Below are 14418 nucleotides of genomic sequence, written 5' to 3' on the forward strand. Positions count from 1 at the left end.
CCCACCTGGGTCGGGAGGCGTCATGACGTTCACGCAGATCATCGACTTCAAGACCAGCCGGATCGACGACATGAGTCGGCTCATGGACCGGTGGATCGAGCAGACCAAGGGCAAGCGGACCGCCACGCACAGCATCCTCGGCAAGGACCGGTCCGATGCCACGCATCTGGTGGAGATCGTCGAGTTCCCGTCCTACGACGTGGCGATGCGGAACTCGCAGCTGCCGGAGACCGACCGGATCTTCCGGGAGATGGTGGCGCTCTGTGACGAGATGCCGACCTTCACCGACCTGGACGTGGTCCGGGACGAGGGGCTGTACAAGGGGAACGCCCGGCGGCTCCTGGAGATGTTCGCGAAGGAGCCGGAACTCGCCCTGCTCGACGAGGTGCTCGCCGAGGGGTACCACGACCACGATCCGACCAACGATCAGGACGTCATGGGCATGGACGCGGTCCGGCGCGAGGTGGAGATGTGGCGGGGCGGCTTCGACTTCGCCTTCACCGTCGACGACCAGATCGCCGAGGGTGACCGGGTCTGCACCCGCTGGACCTGGAAGGGCAGCCACACCGGGGACTTCATGGGGCTCCAGCCCACCGGCATGGAGGTGACCATGACCGGGACGGTCATCCACCGCTGCCGGGACGACGGGAAGATCGTCGAGGGCTGGTGGCAGTACGACCTGCTCGGGCTGATGGGGCAGCTGGGCGCGGTCGAGGGGTGAGACGGACCGAGGCCCGGTGCCCCCGCGACGGGGGCACCGGGCCTCGGCGATCAGAGGCGGCGGGCCGCCTCGGTGATCGGTTTCGACACTCAGTGGGAGTGGCCGTGACCGTGGCCGTGGCCGTGGTCCGCCGGCTCCTCTTCCTTCTTCTCCACCACGAGGGTCTCGGTGGTGAGGAGGAGGGAGGCGATCGAGGCGGCGTTCTCCAGGGCGGAGCGCGTCACCTTCACCGGGTCGATGACGCCGGCCTTGACCAGGTCGCCGTACTCGCCGGTCGCGGCGTTGAAGCCCTGGCCCTTGTCGAGCTCCGCCACCTTCGAGGTGATGACGTAGCCCTCGAGGCCGGCGTTCTCGGCGATCCAGCGCAGCGGCTCGACGGCGGCGCGGCGGACGACCGCGACACCCGTGGCCTCGTCGCCGGTCTTGCCGAGGTTGCCCTCGAGGACCTTGACGGCGTGGACCAGAGCGGAGCCACCACCGGAGACGATGCCCTCCTCGACCGCGGCGCGGGTCGCGGAGATGGCGTCCTCCAGACGGTGCTTCTTCTCCTTCAGCTCCACCTCGGTGGCGGCGCCGACCTTGATCACGCACACGCCGCCGGCCAGCTTCGCGAGGCGCTCCTGGAGCTTCTCGCGGTCCCAGTCGGAGTCCGTGGACTCGATCTCGGCCTTGATCTGGTTGACGCGGCCGGCCACCTCGGACGAGTCGCCGCCACCGTCGACGATCGTGGTGTCGTCCTTGGTGATGGTGACGCGGCGGGCGGTGCCGAGCACGTCGAGACCGGCCTGGTCGAGCTTGAGGCCGACCTCTTCGGCGATGACGGTCGCACCGGTGAGGGTGGCGATGTCGCCGAGCATGGCCTTGCGGCGGTCACCGAAGCCGGGGGCCTTGACGGCCACGGCGTTGAAGGTGCCACGGATCTTGTTGACGACCAGGGTCGACAGGGCCTCGCCCTCGACGTCCTCGGCGATGATCAGCAGCGGCTTGCCGGCGCCGGCCTGGATGACCTTCTCCAGGATGGGCAGCAGGTCCTGGATCGAGGAGATCTTGCCCTGGTTGATCAGGATGTACGGGTCGTCGAGGACGGCCTCCATACGCTCCTGGTCGGTGACCATGTACGGGGACAGGTAGCCCTTGTCGAAGGCCATGCCCTCGGTGAAGTCGAGCTCCAGGCCGAAGGTGTTGGACTCCTCGACGGTGATGACACCGTCCTTGCCGACCTTGTCCATCGCCTCGGCGATGAGCTCGCCGACCTGCTGGTCCTGAGCGGAGAGCGCGGCGACGGCGGCGATGTCGGACTTGTCCTCGATCGGGCGCGCGGTGGCGAGCAGCTCGTCGGAGACGGCCTTGACGGCGGCGTCGATGCCCTTCTTCAGGGCGGCCGGGGAGGCACCCGCGGCGACGTTGCGCAGACCCTCGCGGACCAGGGCCTGGGCGAGCACGGTGGCGGTGGTGGTGCCGTCACCCGCGATGTCGTTGGTCTTGGTCGCCACCTCCTTCACCAGCTGGGCGCCGAGGTTCTCGTACGGGTCCTCGATCTCGACCTCGCGGGCGATCGTGACACCGTCGTTGGTGATGGTGGGGGCGCCGAACTTCTTGTCGATGACGACGTTGCGGCCCTTGGGGCCGATCGTCACCTTCACCGTGTCGGCAAGCTTGTTGACGCCGCGCTCAAGGGCGCGACGGGCGTCCTCGTCGAACTTCAGGATCTTCGCCATGGGAGCGGTTCAGCCCTCTCGGAATCGGGGTGGAACGAACCGCGCCCCGGGGCGCCTGGAAGGGGCCTCGGGGCGCAGCTCTGAGCATCTGCTTCAGTGCTCGGTACTTCGGTACTTCAGTACGTCGGTGAATTACTTCTCGACGATCGCGAGCACGTCGCGAGCCGAGAGGACGAGGTACTCCTCGCCGTTGTACTTCACCTCGGTGCCGCCGTACTTGCTGTACAGCACGATGTCGCCGGTCTTGACGTCGAGCGGCAGACGCTCGCCGTTCTCGAAGCGGCCCGGGCCCACGGCCAGGACGACGCCCTCCTGGGGCTTCTCCTTGGCAGTGTCCGGGATGACCAGGCCAGAGGCGGTGGTCTGCTCGGCGTCGAGCGGCTGGACCACAATGCGGTCCTCGAGCGGCTTGATGGCAACCTTGGAGCTGGTGGTCGTCACGATCCGACCTCCCCCTTCGGAGATCTCGGGGTCAACTGTCTGAGGTGGCGACCAGGTGGATCCGTCGTCGCGGGTGCCGGACCTGCCCGTCGCTCTGTTGGCACTCTCCCTTGGTGAGTGCCAGAGCCGAGACTATGACCGCGATTAGCACTCGGTCAAGCGGAGTGCCAATTACTCACCCGTGGCGGTTGCGTACCGGTGGGGAAAAGCCGGTTCCGAGGCCGGCGGCTGCCCGACCGCAGCACGGTCGGCCGGCGGTGCCGGCCTCCCGTCGCGGGGGCCGACCCGTTCGACCGCCTTCCGGCCGAGCCGCTCGATCGAGTCCACGGTCGAGGCGCAGCCGGTCAGTCCCAGCACGAGTGCCGCGGCCACGAGGGGCAGTGCACGCCGTCCGCTCACACGTAGTCCTCGAGCTTCGCGACCGCGTACCCCTTCGACGTGATCACGTTCATCACCCGGCGGATCATGTCGGGCATGGTGCCCTTCCAGTCCCCCTTGCCCCGGAAGTGGGTGAGCACGATGTCGCCGGGGTGCAGGTCGCGGTCCCACTCGCGCCACTCCATGTGGTCGGGGAAGGCCTCGGCGGCCCACAGCGGGACGGCCTCGACGCCGCAGGACTTGGCGGCGCGCAGGGTGTCCTCGTTGTAGTTGCCGTACGGCGGGCGGAAGAGCGGGGGCCGCTTGCCGAATCGTTTCTCGATGACGTCCTGCATGCCGCAGATCTCGCGCTTCTGCTGCTTGTACGAGAGTCCGGGCAGGTAGCGGTGGTTGAGGGTGTGGTTGTGCAGGGACACCCCCGTCTCCTGCGACTTCTGCATCCGGGCGAAGTAGCCGTAGTCGTCCTTGACGACGTAGTCGCTGAGGAAGGCGCTGTAGGGGATCCGCAGCTCCTTCATCATCCGGAGCAGCTCGGGGTCCTTCTCCGCGCCGTCGTCGATCGTCAGGAAGACGACCTTCTGCTTGGTCGGCACGGTGGTGAACACCGGCGGCAGTCCTTCGCCGTCCGTCTCGAAGCCCTTGCGGGTGGTGATCCTCGGCTTGGCGGCCGGCGGGGCGGGGGCTTCGAGCGGGGGCTTGGCGAGGCCCCACTTCTTGGCGGCGACCACGCGCGCGGTGCGCCGCTCGCGGACTCTCTCGACGTACGCGTGGAGCGCGCCGGCCGCGGCCTGGCCCGGGGCCTGTCCGGGCGCCTGCTGCCCCGCGGCGGGGCCGGCGGCGCCGCGGTCCGGCTCGGACGCGCCGGAGCAGGCGGTGGCGGTGGAGGCGAGGGCGGCGACGACGAGCGCGGCCCCGAGCGCCCGATGCGAACGGTGCACACCTTTTGCCATCTTTTTTCCTTTTGTCGTACGAGTCGTATGGCGCCGCATCCTGTCAGCGCGGAAGCCCCGTCCCGGGGTACGACACCGCCGTACATGCCCTCGGTCCCCCGGCCGGCCCACAGCATCACAGGGCCCACAATGGGACGGGTGACCGACCTCGCCTCCTTCGCCCCGCTGCTCACCCCCGAGGGGCAGACGCTCCTCGCCCTCCTGCGCGACCACGACCCCGCCCAGGAACTGGCGGTCGTCTCCCGGCTGCGCCGCGACCACCCCGCCGAGCTGGTCACGGCGGCCGTCGGACAGGCGCGGCTGCGGCAGCGGGCGGTGGCGAAGTTCGGCGCGGAGGACGCGTACCGGATGTACTTCACCCCGAACGGCGTCGAGCAGTCGACGCGCGCCTCGGTCGGCACCTACCGGGCCGGCCGGATGAAGGCGCTCGGGGTCCGCTCCGTCGCGGACCTCTGCTCCGGGATCGGCGGCGACGCGATCGCGCTGGCGCGCGCCGGGATCTCCGTCCTCGCCGTCGACCGCGATCCGCTGACCGCCGAGGTGGCCCGCGCCAACGCCGAGGCCCTCGGCCTCGCGGAGCTGATCGAGGTGCGGTGCGCGGACGTGACCGACATCGACACCGCCCCCTACGACGCGGTCTTCGTCGACCCCGCGCGGCGCGGCGGCCGGGGCCGGATCTTCGACCCCGAGGCGTACTCCCCGCCCCTCTCCTGGGCGGTCGAGGCGGCCCGCAGGGCCCCGCACGCGGCCCTGAAGGTGGCCCCCGGCATCCCCCACGAGGCGGTCCCCGCGGAGGCCGAGGCCGAATGGATCTCGGACGGCGGTGACGTCAAGGAGGCCGTCCTCTGGTTCGGTACGGAGCCGGGCGCGCGCCGCGCCACCCTGCTGCCCTCGGGCGCGGGCGTCACCGGACGCGGCCTCCCCGACCCGGCGGTCCGCCCCGTCGGCCACTACCTCTACGAGCCGGACGGCGCGGTCATCCGCGCGCACCTGGTCGCCGAGGTGGCGGAGGAGCTGGCCGGCGGCCTGATCGACGAGACGATCGCCTACGTCACGGCGGACACGCTGACCCCGACCCCGTATGCCGCCGCGTACGAGATCACCGACGAACTCCCCTTCAACCTGAAGAAGTTGAAGGCCCTGCTCCGGGAGCGCGAGGTCGGCGTCCTGACGGTGAAGAAGCGCGGCTCGGCGGTCGAGCCCGAGGAGATCCGCCGCAAGGTGAAGCCGAAGGGCCCCCACTCGGCGACGGTCCTGCTCACCCGGGTCGCGGGGGCTCCGACGATGCTGATCGGCCGGCCGGCCGGCGGCCGGTGAGGCGTACCGCGAGGCGGTAGTGGCCGACGGCCTTCGCCAGACCCGTCAGGCCGGTGATCCAGAGGATCAGGGCGACGCCCATGCCGTAGGCGACCAGACCGTAGCCGTCCTGGCGGCTGACGCCCGCAGGGACCGCGAAACCCATCCACAGGCCGAGTCCGCACATCGCGAAGGACAGCAGCAGCCAGCAGAGGCTGAGAGCGGGGGCGCGCAGCCGGGCGTCCGTCGCACCGTGGTGGTCCAGGGCCGCCCACTGGGCGAGGCGCTCGCGGACCGTCCGGTCCTGCCGCAGGCTGCGGATCGTCAGCCAGACGGCCGGCACGAGGACACCGATGCCGAGGACCGCGGTGAAGAGCCCCGTCAGCAGCATGAGCGGGTCCGGGAGGGACTGTCCGATCGAGGTGAGCAGGACGCCGACCAGCGACCAGCCCAGTTCGAGCAGGAAGAACCAGAGCAGGAACATCGCGAGCCGCCCGCCGCCGAGCAGTCGCCTGCCGAGCACGTCCAGCGCCAGCGCCCGGTCGGCGAGCCTCGACTCGCGGTCGGGCCAGCTCTGGAGCTCGGCGGGCGGGGGCGGCGGAGGCAGCGGGTTGCGCGGGGACATGCCAAGCACCCTAGACGTGCGCCGGCCGGCCACGACCGGAGCCCCCGGGGCCCGCACCCGTGCGGCACTCCCGGAGAACCCCCGGACCCGCAACCACCCGGCCGGAGAACCCCGGGCCCCGCACCCACGCGGCACCCCCGACGCCCCCCGAAACCCGCACCCGCCCGGCCGGAGAACCCCGAGCCCCGCACCCGCGCGGCGCCCGCCCCTCCCGCCGACAGTCCGCTACGGCGCGCCCGTGCCGCCGCCGACAGCCCGCTACGGCGCGCCCGTTCCCGTCTCGCGGGCCCTGCCCCGCAGCAGCTCCCGCTCGCTCTCGTTGTGGGTGAGCTCCGCCGCCCGCTCGAACTCCGCCCTGGCCTCCTCCGCCCGCCCCAACCGGGCCAGCAGGTCGCCCCGCACGCTCGGCAGCAAGTGGTAGCGCGCCAGGCCCGGTTCGCCGGCGAGCGCGTCGACGATCGGGAGGGCGGCGGCCGGGCCCTCGGCCATCGACACGGCGACCGCGCGGTTCAGCTCGACGACCGGGGAGGGGGCGAGGACACCCAGCTTCCCGTACAGCGCGGCGATGGTCGCCCAGTCGGTCTCCTCGTACGAGGCGGCCCGGGCGTGACAGGCGGCGATGGCGGCCTGGAGGGCGTAGGGCCCGTACGAGCGCCCGTCCCCGGCCCGCTCCAGCGCGGCGAACCCGCGCCGGATGAGCAGCCGGTTCCAGCGCCGCCGGTCCTGCGCGGCCAGCAGCACCGGCCGCCCTCCGGGTCCGGTCCTGGCCGCCGTCCGGGAGGCCTGGAGCTCCAGCAGGGCGGTCAGGCCCTGCGCTTCGCCCTCCCGCGGCACGAGCGCGGCGAGGACCCGGGCGAGCCGCAGGGCGTCCTCGCACAGTCCCGGCCGCAGCAGGTCGTCGCCGGCGGTCGCCGCGTACCCCTCGTTGAAGATCAGGTAGACGACCTCCAGGACGGATCCGAGCCGGGCCGCCCGGTCCTCGCCGTACGGCACCTCGAACTCCACGCCCTCCTTCGCGAGCGTCCGCTTGGCGCGGGTGATCCGCGCCGCGACGGTCGCCTCCGGCACGAGGAAGGCGCGGGCGATCTCGTCCGTGCGGAGCCCGCCGACGAGCCGCAGGGTCAGCGCGGCCCGGGCGTCGGCGGAGAGCACCGGGTGGCAGGCGGTGAAGATCAGCCGCAGCACGTCGTCGTCGATGTCGCCGGGGCCCGAGGGCTCCGGGTCGTACGACTCCTCCGTGAGCGTCCTGCCCACCTCCGCGAGCTTTCGCGCGTACGTCTCGTGGCGTCGCACGAGGTCGACGGCACGGTGCTTGGCGGTGGCCGTCAGCCAGGCTCCCGGCCGCTCCGGGACCCCTGTCCGCGGCCACTGTTCGAGGGCGGCGACGAGCGCGTCCTGGGCGATCTCCTCGGCGATGCCGACATCGCGGACGATGCGCGCCACCGTGGCGATGATCCGCGCCGACTCCATCCGGAAGACCGTTTCCAGCGTCTCCTCGACCGTCTGTGCCGTCACGTCTCACATGACAGCACAGGACGGCCGCGGAACCGGTCAGCCCTCCGGCATCTCCTCGACCTCGCGGACCTCGAGGCCGACCTTCCACTGCGGCGGGTGCACGGCCAGGAACCGCTTGCCCCACTCGACGGCCTCGGCCATGTCCTTGCACTGCAGCATGGCGTAGCCGCCGACGACCTCCTTGGTCTCGGTGAACGGTCCGTCGGTGTACGACAGCTTCCCGTCCGACCAGGTGATCCGGGTGGACTCGGCGGTCGGCCTGAGTCCGGCGGTGTCCACCATGGCGCCGGCCTTGGTGATCTCCTCGAAGAGCGCGCCCATGCGCTCCTCGAAGCCGGGGTCGGCGCTCTCCATGTCGATGGTGTTCTCCTCGATGCGGACGAGGGACAGGAAGCGGGGCATGACGACTCCTCGGTGGTGGGGTGGCGGGGCCGTTCCCCGCCTTCCACACATACGTCGAACGGGCGGAGCCCGCATCGACGACCCGCGAGAACTTTCTTCTAGACGTAGTCCTCCAGGCGCGCCACCGTGAAGCCCTGCTCCTGTATGCGGCGCAGCATCGTCGCCGTCATCTCGGTCATCGTCCGGCCCTTGAGCTCGGACGGGCCGCGGAAGTGGGCCAGGACGATGTCGCCGGGGTGCAGCTTCCGGTCGCCGCGCTGGTACTGCATGTTCTTGATCTGCATGGACTCGCGCCACAGCACGATCGCGTCCACCCCGCACTCCGCCGCCGCCGCGCGCGTGGCCTCGTTCCAGTTGCCGTAGGGCGGGCGGAAGAGGCGGGGCGCCGTGCCGTACCGGTCCTTCAGCTTCGTCCGCTGGCCGCATATCTCCCGGCGCTGGGCGTCCTGGGAGAGGGTGCGCAGGTCGGGGTGGGTGAGGGTGTGGTTGGCGAGCCCGTGGCCCTGGGCGACGAGCGGGGCGAAGTACGCGTAGTCGCCGCGGATGGCGGAGTCGGTGAGGAACATCGTGACCGGGACCCGGAGGTCCTTCATCATCGTGACGAACTCGGGGTCCTTCTCGGCCCCGTCGTCGATCGTGATGAAGACGATCTTCTCGGTGGTCGGTATCTCGCTGATGACGGGGACCTGCCCACCGGCCCCGCGGAGCACCGGCTTGACCGCGGGCGGGGCGGGCGGGGCCGCGAAGGGCTTCAGGCCCCATTTCCGGTACGCGGCGGCGGTGCCCCCGGGAGCACCGGGCGCCTCGTCCCCGGCGGGCGGTTCGACCGCCGGCGCGGTCGTCCTCGCCGGGGCGGGAGCGGCTCCCGGCCCCTCCGCTCCGGGCTGCTGCGCCGAGCAGCCGGTCACCAGGAGGGCGACGGCGGTCAGCGCCGCCCACAGCGCGATCGTCTTCTTCACGCGCTGTGGGATGTCCGATGCGAACGAAAGGTTGCTCCCCGTTCGATCGCATGTCGGTCATTCGGCTATTCGAGCGATTCGAAGCGCCAGCGGTGGACGGGACGGGTGATCAGCTCCGCGTCCGGCTCGGGCAGCTCGGGCAGCTCGGCGTCGAAGGTCTCCGCCTCCCACCAGGTGAGGACGAGAACACGGTCCTGCGGGGCCCGGAAGATCTCCCGGCGGACCGGCTCGCGGGCGAGGACCCGCGCCCGCGCCCACTCCAGGAGCTCGGCACCCCGGCCCTGCGCGGCCCGCGCCTCCCACATGAGGGTGAGCCTCACGAGTACAGGTTCTCCTTGCTGACCTCGTGCACATGATCGTGGTCGTGGGAGTGGTCGTGCTCGTGGGCGTGGCCCTGTGCCCCCGGCACGTGCGGGTCCGTCACCGGCAGCGAGGAGTCCGCCGACAGCTCCAGGTCGGAGGCCGGCCGGTTGCGGGCGACCATCTCGGAGCCGAGGGCCGCGACCATCGCGCCGTTGTCCGTGCACAGGCCCGGACGGGGCACCCGCAGCCGGATCCCGGCCCGCTCGCAGCGCTCCTGGGCGAGGGCCCGCAGCCGCGAGTTGGCGGCGACGCCGCCGCCGATCATCAGGTGGTCGACGCCCTCGTCCTTGCAGGCCCGGACGGCCTTGCGGGTGAGCACGTCCACGACGGCCTCCTGGAAGGACGCGGCCACGTCCCGGACCGGCACGTCCTCGCCCGCCGCCCGCTTGGCCTCGATCCAGCGGGCCACCGCGGTCTTGAGGCCGGAGAAGGAGAAGTCGTACGCGGGGTCCCGGGAGCCGCTGAGACCGCGCGGGAACGCGATGGCGGCCGGGTCGCCCTCCCTGGCGAGCCGGTCGATGACCGGTCCGCCGGGGAAGCCCAGGTCGAGGACGCGGGCGATCTTGTCGAAGGCCTCGCCGGCCGCGTCGTCGATGGTGGCGCCCAGCGGGCGCACGTCGGAGGTGATGTCGGCGGAGAGCAGCAGCGAGGAGTGGCCGCCGGAGACCAGCAGCGCCATCGTCGGCTCGGGCAGCTTGCCGTGCTCCAGCTGGTCGACGCAGATGTGCGAGGCGAGGTGGTTGACCCCGTACAGCGGCTTGCCGAGGGCGTACGCGTACGCCTTGGCGGCCGAGACGCCGACGAGCAGCGCGCCCGCGAGACCCGGTCCCGCCGTGACCGCGATGCCGTCGAGGTCCCTGGCGGAGATCCCGGCCGTCTTCAGGGCGCGCTCGATCGTCGGGACCATCGCCTCCAGATGGGCGCGGGAGGCGATCTCGGGCACGACGCCGCCGAAGCGCGCGTGGGTGTCGACGCTGGAGGCGACGGCGTCGGCGAGGAGGGTGGTGCCGTGGACGATGCCGACACCGGTCTCGTCGCAGGAGGTCTCGATGCCGAGTACGAGCGGTTCGTCAGCAGCCATCAGAATCAGTCTCTGTTCCTTGAACGGTCAGTCGCATCACGAGCGCGTCCACGTTTCCGGGCTGGTAGTAGCCGCGCCGGAAACCGATGGGCTCGAAGCCGAAGCGCTCGTAGAGCTTCTGGGCCCGGGTGTTGTCCACGCGCACTTCGAGGAGGACCTCGTCGCACTCGAAGGCGGTGGCGTGGTGGAGCAGGTCGGCGAGGAGCCGGGCGCCGAGGCCGGTCCCCCACTGGTCGCGGGCCACGGCGATCGTCTGCACGTCGCCGAGTCCGCCGGCCGCGGCGAGCCCGGCGTATCCGACGAGCTCTCCCTCCGTGGTCTCCGCCACGAGGTAGCGGCGGGTGGCCCTCGGCCCGCGCGCGTGCGCGAGCTCCGACCAGAACATCCCCGCCGACCAGGCGTCCTCGGGGAACAGCTCCTCCTCGAGGGCCAGCACCGGGGCGATGTCCCACCAGCGCATCTCGCGCAGTTCCACGGCGCCGGTCACTGGGGTGTGACCACCTTGTAGTTCTTGGGCACCTGCGCGTCGGGGCGGCGCAGGTACATCGGCAGGGGGTCGAGGAAACCGTCGCCGCCGGCCGCCAGCCTCTCCGCCGCGAGCGCCGCGAGCGCCGCCGCGGACTGGTGCTCGGGGTCGCGGGCGTCGGGGAAGGCCTCGGGGTAGAGACGGGCGCCCGCGCCGACGACCGGGAGGCCCGCGAGCCGCTCGGCGATCTCGGCGGGCCGGTCGACGGCCGCGTCGGTCACCCGCGTGCGGGAGTCCTCGTACCGCGCCCAGTAGACCTCCTTGCGGCGCGCGTCCGTGGCGACGGCGAAGGGCTCGTCGATCCCGGAGGCGTACGCGAGGCCGTCGAGGGTGCACAGTCCGTGCACCGGCGCCCCGAGCGCGGAGGAGAAGGCCGCGGCGGTGACGAGACCGACCCGGAGGCCGGTGTAGGGCCCGGGGCCGACGCCGACGACGATCCCGGTGACCGCGTCGAGCTTCAGACCGGCCTCCTTGAGGACCCGGTCGACGGCGGGGAGCAGCAGTTCCCCGTGGCGGCGGGCGTCGACCTGGCTCGACGAGGCGACGACGGCCTCGCCGTCGTGGAGGGCGACGGTGACGGCGGGGGTGGCGGTATCCATGGCGAGCAACAGCACGCGAACAGCCTACGGCTCCCGGGCACGGTGCCCCGCCGCTCGCTCCCCCTGCTGCTACCGTCACCCTTCGATACGTTCGTACGAAAGGTGGGCACGGTGGCACGGAGCAGCTCGGGATTCGTGGCCGGGCTCACGGCGGCGGCCGTCGCCGCGGTCTGTTTCCTGGCGTACCAGGCCTCCGCCAACGCCCCCGCCGACGTGTCGGCGAAGCCCCGGACGTCCGGCAGCGCCGCCCCCTCGACCTCGCCGAGCGGCGGCACCGAGCAGCCGCCCAGGAACCCCCTCGCCCTGCCGGACGCCTCCGGCAAGGGTGAGCGGGTCGTCTACTCGCTCGCCGACCGCCGGGTGTGGCTGGTCGACGGGAAGAACAAGGTCACCCGCACGTTCGTGGTGATGCCGAGCACGGTGCACCCGGCGCCGGGGGCGTACAGCGTGACGTCCCGCTCGGGCTCGGTCCGCGGCTCGGACGGCGTGCAGATCGAGCACGTGGTGCGGTTCGCGACGGCCGAGGACGTGGCGATCGGCTTCAGCGCGGCGGTCGACGGCTCGACGCCGAGCCCCGATCCGTCGAAGAAGACCGGTGGCATCCGCATGAAGCGGGCCGACGGGGACGCGCTGTGGGCGTTCGCGGTGATCGGCGCGAAGGTCGTCGTCGTCGCGTAGGGCGTCGCCGCGCGAGAGCGGCCCGAAGGCCGTCGTCGCGCGAGAGCGGCCCGAAGGCCGTCGCCGCGCAGGGGCCCGCGCGGCGCCGCCCCCGGATGCCGGGCAAGACGGCCTAGGCGGCTCTTCCGCGTACGACCCGCACGATCCGCTCGACCTGCCCGGCCCTCGCCCCGTGTTCCTCGTCCGCCCGGTCGGGGCGCCCGCCCGGCGGGGTCGACACGGCGCGGGCGGCCGCGCAGGACGCCAGCAGCTCACTCATCGAGACGTGGTCCCGGACGGGTTCCGCGCGCTTCGGCGTGGCCATGCATGCCTCCCGTAGGTTAGGTTCACCTAACCAGCTCGTGCATCCATGTCACCACGCCACGTACGAACGACGCAACACCTTCCCGACACGTTGTCGGAAAGTACGTACCCCGCGCGACCCGGCGTACGGCCGGTCGGCGCACAGGGGGCCGGAGCAGGGCCGGTCAGAGCGCTCCCAGGTCCTCGTCCGCCCAGCGCGAGCCGATCCCGCGCAGCACGACCGTGCGCCGGTCGTCGTCGGTGTCGCCGGTCACCCGGTGGATCAGAAGGTGCAGCCGGTCGTCGGTCAGTTCCTCGACCTTGCCGTCGCCCCACTCGACGACCACGACCGACTCGGGCAGCGAGACGTCGAGGTCGAGGTCCTCCATCTCGTCGAGACCGCCGCCGAGGCGGTACGCGTCGACGTGCACCAGCGCCGGACCGCCGACCAGGGACGGATGGACGCGGGCGATGACGAAGGTCGGGGAGGTGACGGCACCGCGGACCCCGAGGCCCTCGCCGAGGCCCCGGGTCAGGGTGGTCTTCCCGGCGCCGAGCTCGCCGGTCAGCATGACCAGATCGCCGGGTCGGAGGATCTTCGCGAGCCGGCGGCCGAACTCCTGCATCTGCTGGGGGGAGTCGACGGAGAGGGTGGCGCCGGAGACGGGCGGGTGCGCTGCTTCCATACCCGCCAACTTAGCCGTTGCGGCTCTCCGGCCTCACCGGGACCGTCCCGGGCACGGCCCCCGCCCGGACCAGCAGGTCGGCGAGGCGGTCGGTGACCGCCTCCGGGTGCTCCAGCATCACCAGATGGCCACCGTCGGGGACGATGACCAGCTCCGCGTCCGGGAGCAGATCGGCGATGGCCTCGGTGTGGGAGCTGGGGGTCACCAGATCGTGGTCCCCGGCGAGCGCCAGCACCGGCAGCTCGCGGAAGACGGGCAGGGCGGCGGCCTTGTCGTGCTCGGCGAAGGCCGGATAGAAGGCGGCGACCACGTCGATGGGGGTGGACTCGATCATCCGCTCCGCGAAACGGGCGACCGCCGGGTCCACGTCCTTCGACGCGAACGAGTACTTCTTGATCAGCCCGGCGAACAGGTCGGCGGTGGCCCGGCGGCCCCGCTCGACCAGCTCCGCCTGGGAACCGAGGGCCCGCAGCACACCCGGCAGAACCCGCCGGACGGCGTTGACACCGGCGATCGGCAGCCCGTACGAGACCTCGCCGAGCTTCCCGGCGGACGTGCCGACGAAGGCGACACCCACGACCCGGTCACGGACGAACTCCGGATACCGCTCGGCCAGCGCCATGATCGTCATGCCGCCCATCGAGTGCCCGACCAGGACCAGCGGACCCTCGGGCGCGGCGACGTCGAGGACGGACCTGAGGTCGCGGCCCAGCCGGTCGATGGTGACGGGCACGGCGTCGGGGCCGGACTGGGAGACCCCCTGCCCCGAGCGGCCGTGGCTGCGCTGGTCCCAGTGGACGGTACGGACCAGCCCGCGCAGCGCGGCCCGCTGGAAGTGCCAGGAGTCCTGGGTGAGGCAGTAGCCGTGACTGAAGACCACGGTGACGGGGGCGGGCTCCTTGCGCCCGAAGAGCCGCCGCCGACGGGCGGGCGCGGCGTCGGCCTCGACCTCGTCCACCTCGTAGTACAGGACGGTCCCGTCGTCGGCGAGGGCCCGGCCGGAGGTCCCCCGCAGACCGCCGTACGGCCCGGTGGCATCGAGGGCGAGCCGCGCCTTCTGCCGCACGGAACGGCCGACGGTCAGCCGCTCGACGGCGACCCCGGCGGCGGCTCCGGCCGCGAGGACACCTATCGCAGCGCCGGCGAATCCGGCGCGCCGCCATGTTCCGGTGCTGCTGGACTCGCCCACGGGGCCCCC

17 protein-coding genes are annotated in these 14418 nt (G+C 72.2%); 3 read left to right on the plus strand and 14 right to left on the minus strand.

Annotation, left to right across the window (positions count from 1 at the left end; genetic code table 11):
• Window positions 1–22: 22 nt before the first annotated feature.
• A complete protein-coding gene (locus IE311_RS11785) occupies window positions 23–721 on the plus strand; it encodes an ester cyclase (protein ID WP_189831600.1) in 699 nt (232 codons plus the stop codon).
• 89 nt (window positions 722–810) lie between these two features.
• Here the strand turns inward: IE311_RS11785 and groL are convergent, their stop codons facing one another.
• From groL to IE311_RS11800, 3 genes are all read right to left on the minus strand, one after another.
• Entirely contained in the window at window positions 811–2439 is a 1629-nt protein-coding gene (gene groL / locus IE311_RS11790; protein ID WP_189831601.1) for a chaperonin GroEL, read from the minus strand.
• 132 nt (window positions 2440–2571) lie between these two features.
• Window positions 2572–2880, minus strand: a complete 309-nt coding sequence (groES, locus tag IE311_RS11795; RefSeq protein ID WP_017239619.1) for a co-chaperone GroES — start codon at window positions 2878–2880, stop codon at window positions 2572–2574.
• A gap of 395 nt (window positions 2881–3275) precedes the next feature.
• Window positions 3276–4208 carry a polysaccharide deacetylase family protein gene (locus IE311_RS11800; RefSeq protein WP_189831602.1) on the minus strand — a complete coding sequence of 311 codons (933 nt, stop codon included), beginning with the start codon at window positions 4206–4208 and terminating at the stop codon, window positions 3276–3278.
• A gap of 129 nt (window positions 4209–4337) precedes the next feature.
• Here IE311_RS11800 and IE311_RS11805 point away from each other — a divergent pair, with 129 nt between their 5' ends.
• Window positions 4338–5525 (plus strand): class I SAM-dependent methyltransferase, encoded by a 1188-nt coding sequence (locus IE311_RS11805; RefSeq protein WP_229901864.1) that lies wholly within the window; start codon window positions 4338–4340, stop codon window positions 5523–5525.
• Here the strand turns inward: IE311_RS11805 and IE311_RS11810 are convergent.
• From IE311_RS11810 to tsaB, 8 genes are all read right to left on the minus strand, one after another.
• Window positions 5467–6129: a hypothetical protein gene (locus IE311_RS11810; RefSeq protein WP_189831604.1), complete on the minus strand. Its 663-nt coding sequence runs from the start codon at window positions 6127–6129 to the stop codon at window positions 5467–5469. The two genes, IE311_RS11805 and IE311_RS11810, sit on opposite strands and share 59 nt — an antisense overlap.
• A 258-nt stretch (window positions 6130–6387) precedes the next feature.
• On the minus strand, window positions 6388–7599 hold the full coding sequence (locus IE311_RS11815; protein ID WP_189831786.1) for an RNA polymerase sigma factor: 1212 nt from the start codon (window positions 7597–7599) through the stop codon (window positions 6388–6390).
• A gap of 81 nt (window positions 7600–7680) precedes the next feature.
• The gene (locus IE311_RS11820; RefSeq protein WP_189831605.1) at window positions 7681–8046 is read right to left on the minus strand and encodes a YciI family protein; all 366 of its coding nucleotides are present in this window, start codon (window positions 8044–8046) and stop codon (window positions 7681–7683) included.
• Window positions 8047–8144: 98 nt separating this feature from the next.
• On the minus strand, window positions 8145–9005 hold the full coding sequence (locus IE311_RS11825) for a polysaccharide deacetylase family protein (RefSeq protein WP_189831606.1): 861 nt from the start codon (window positions 9003–9005) through the stop codon (window positions 8145–8147).
• 65 nt (window positions 9006–9070) lie between these two features.
• Window positions 9071–9310, minus strand: a complete 240-nt coding sequence (locus IE311_RS11830) for a hypothetical protein (RefSeq protein ID WP_189831788.1) — start codon at window positions 9308–9310, stop codon at window positions 9071–9073.
• An 11-nt stretch (window positions 9311–9321) separates the two neighbouring features.
• Window positions 9322–10449 (minus strand): tRNA (adenosine(37)-N6)-threonylcarbamoyltransferase complex transferase subunit TsaD, encoded by a 1128-nt coding sequence (tsaD, locus tag IE311_RS11835; protein WP_189831607.1) that lies wholly within the window; start codon window positions 10447–10449, stop codon window positions 9322–9324.
• Window positions 10439–10909 carry a ribosomal protein S18-alanine N-acetyltransferase gene (rimI, locus tag IE311_RS11840; protein WP_189831787.1) on the minus strand — a complete coding sequence of 157 codons (471 nt, stop codon included), beginning with the start codon at window positions 10907–10909 and terminating at the stop codon, window positions 10439–10441. Before rimI ends, tsaD begins: the two co-directional genes overlap by 11 nt.
• 23 nt (window positions 10910–10932) lie before the next feature.
• Window positions 10933–11589: a tRNA (adenosine(37)-N6)-threonylcarbamoyltransferase complex dimerization subunit type 1 TsaB gene (tsaB, locus tag IE311_RS11845; RefSeq protein WP_189831608.1), complete on the minus strand. Its 657-nt coding sequence runs from the start codon at window positions 11587–11589 to the stop codon at window positions 10933–10935.
• 96 nt (window positions 11590–11685) lie between these two features.
• On the opposite strand from tsaB, the gene IE311_RS11850 reads away from it, so the two are divergent.
• On the plus strand, window positions 11686–12252 hold the full coding sequence (locus IE311_RS11850) for a L,D-transpeptidase (protein ID WP_229901865.1): 567 nt from the start codon (window positions 11686–11688) through the stop codon (window positions 12250–12252).
• A gap of 112 nt (window positions 12253–12364) precedes the next feature.
• On the opposite strand, the gene IE311_RS11855 is transcribed toward IE311_RS11850, so the two are convergent.
• The 3 genes from IE311_RS11855 to IE311_RS11865 form a co-directional block, all read right to left on the minus strand.
• Complete coding sequence (locus IE311_RS11855) at window positions 12365–12556, minus strand: hypothetical protein (RefSeq protein ID WP_037638328.1); 192 nt, start codon at window positions 12554–12556, stop codon at window positions 12365–12367.
• Between the two features lie 163 nt (window positions 12557–12719).
• Window positions 12720–13220, minus strand: coding sequence for a tRNA (adenosine(37)-N6)-threonylcarbamoyltransferase complex ATPase subunit type 1 TsaE (tsaE, locus tag IE311_RS11860; protein WP_189831609.1), 501 nt, complete (start codon window positions 13218–13220; stop codon window positions 12720–12722).
• A 10-nt stretch (window positions 13221–13230) separates the two neighbouring features.
• Window positions 13231–14409: an alpha/beta fold hydrolase gene (locus IE311_RS11865; RefSeq protein ID WP_189831610.1), complete on the minus strand. Its 1179-nt coding sequence runs from the start codon at window positions 14407–14409 to the stop codon at window positions 13231–13233.
• Window positions 14410–14418: the final 9 nt, after the last annotated feature.

Origin of the sequence: Streptomyces zaomyceticus, assembly GCF_014656215.1 — a bacterium.
GTDB classification, from domain to species: domain Bacteria; phylum Actinomycetota; class Actinomycetes; order Streptomycetales; family Streptomycetaceae; genus Streptomyces; species Streptomyces zaomyceticus.

What these genes read in the sequence shown, in the direction of transcription:
- IE311_RS11805 (WP_229901864.1), top strand. Translation starts at nt 4,338, where the DNA reads ATGGGACGGGTGACCGACCTCGCCTCCTTCGCCCCGCTGCTCACCCCC.
- groL (WP_189831601.1), bottom strand. Translation starts at nt 2,439, where the DNA reads ATGGCGAAGATCCTGAAGTTCGACGAGGACGCCCGTCGCGCCCTTGAG.
- IE311_RS11810 (WP_189831604.1), bottom strand. Translation starts at nt 6,129, where the DNA reads ATGTCCCCGCGCAACCCGCTGCCTCCGCCGCCCCCGCCCGCCGAGCTC.
- IE311_RS11815 (WP_189831786.1), bottom strand. Translation starts at nt 7,599, where the DNA reads ATGGAGTCGGCGCGGATCATCGCCACGGTGGCGCGCATCGTCCGCGAT.
- IE311_RS11785 (WP_189831600.1), top strand. Translation starts at nt 23, where the DNA reads ATGACGTTCACGCAGATCATCGACTTCAAGACCAGCCGGATCGACGAC.
- IE311_RS11855 (WP_037638328.1), bottom strand. Translation starts at nt 12,556, where the DNA reads ATGGCCACGCCGAAGCGCGCGGAACCCGTCCGGGACCACGTCTCGATG.
- tsaD (WP_189831607.1), bottom strand. Translation starts at nt 10,449, where the DNA reads ATGGCTGCTGACGAACCGCTCGTACTCGGCATCGAGACCTCCTGCGAC.
- IE311_RS11820 (WP_189831605.1), bottom strand. Translation starts at nt 8,046, where the DNA reads ATGCCCCGCTTCCTGTCCCTCGTCCGCATCGAGGAGAACACCATCGAC.
- IE311_RS11830 (WP_189831788.1), bottom strand. Translation starts at nt 9,310, where the DNA reads ATGTGGGAGGCGCGGGCCGCGCAGGGCCGGGGTGCCGAGCTCCTGGAG.
- rimI (WP_189831787.1), bottom strand. Translation starts at nt 10,909, where the DNA reads ATGCGCTGGTGGGACATCGCCCCGGTGCTGGCCCTCGAGGAGGAGCTG.
- tsaE (WP_189831609.1), bottom strand. Translation starts at nt 13,220, where the DNA reads ATGGAAGCAGCGCACCCGCCCGTCTCCGGCGCCACCCTCTCCGTCGAC.
- IE311_RS11800 (WP_189831602.1), bottom strand. Translation starts at nt 4,208, where the DNA reads ATGGCAAAAGGTGTGCACCGTTCGCATCGGGCGCTCGGGGCCGCGCTC.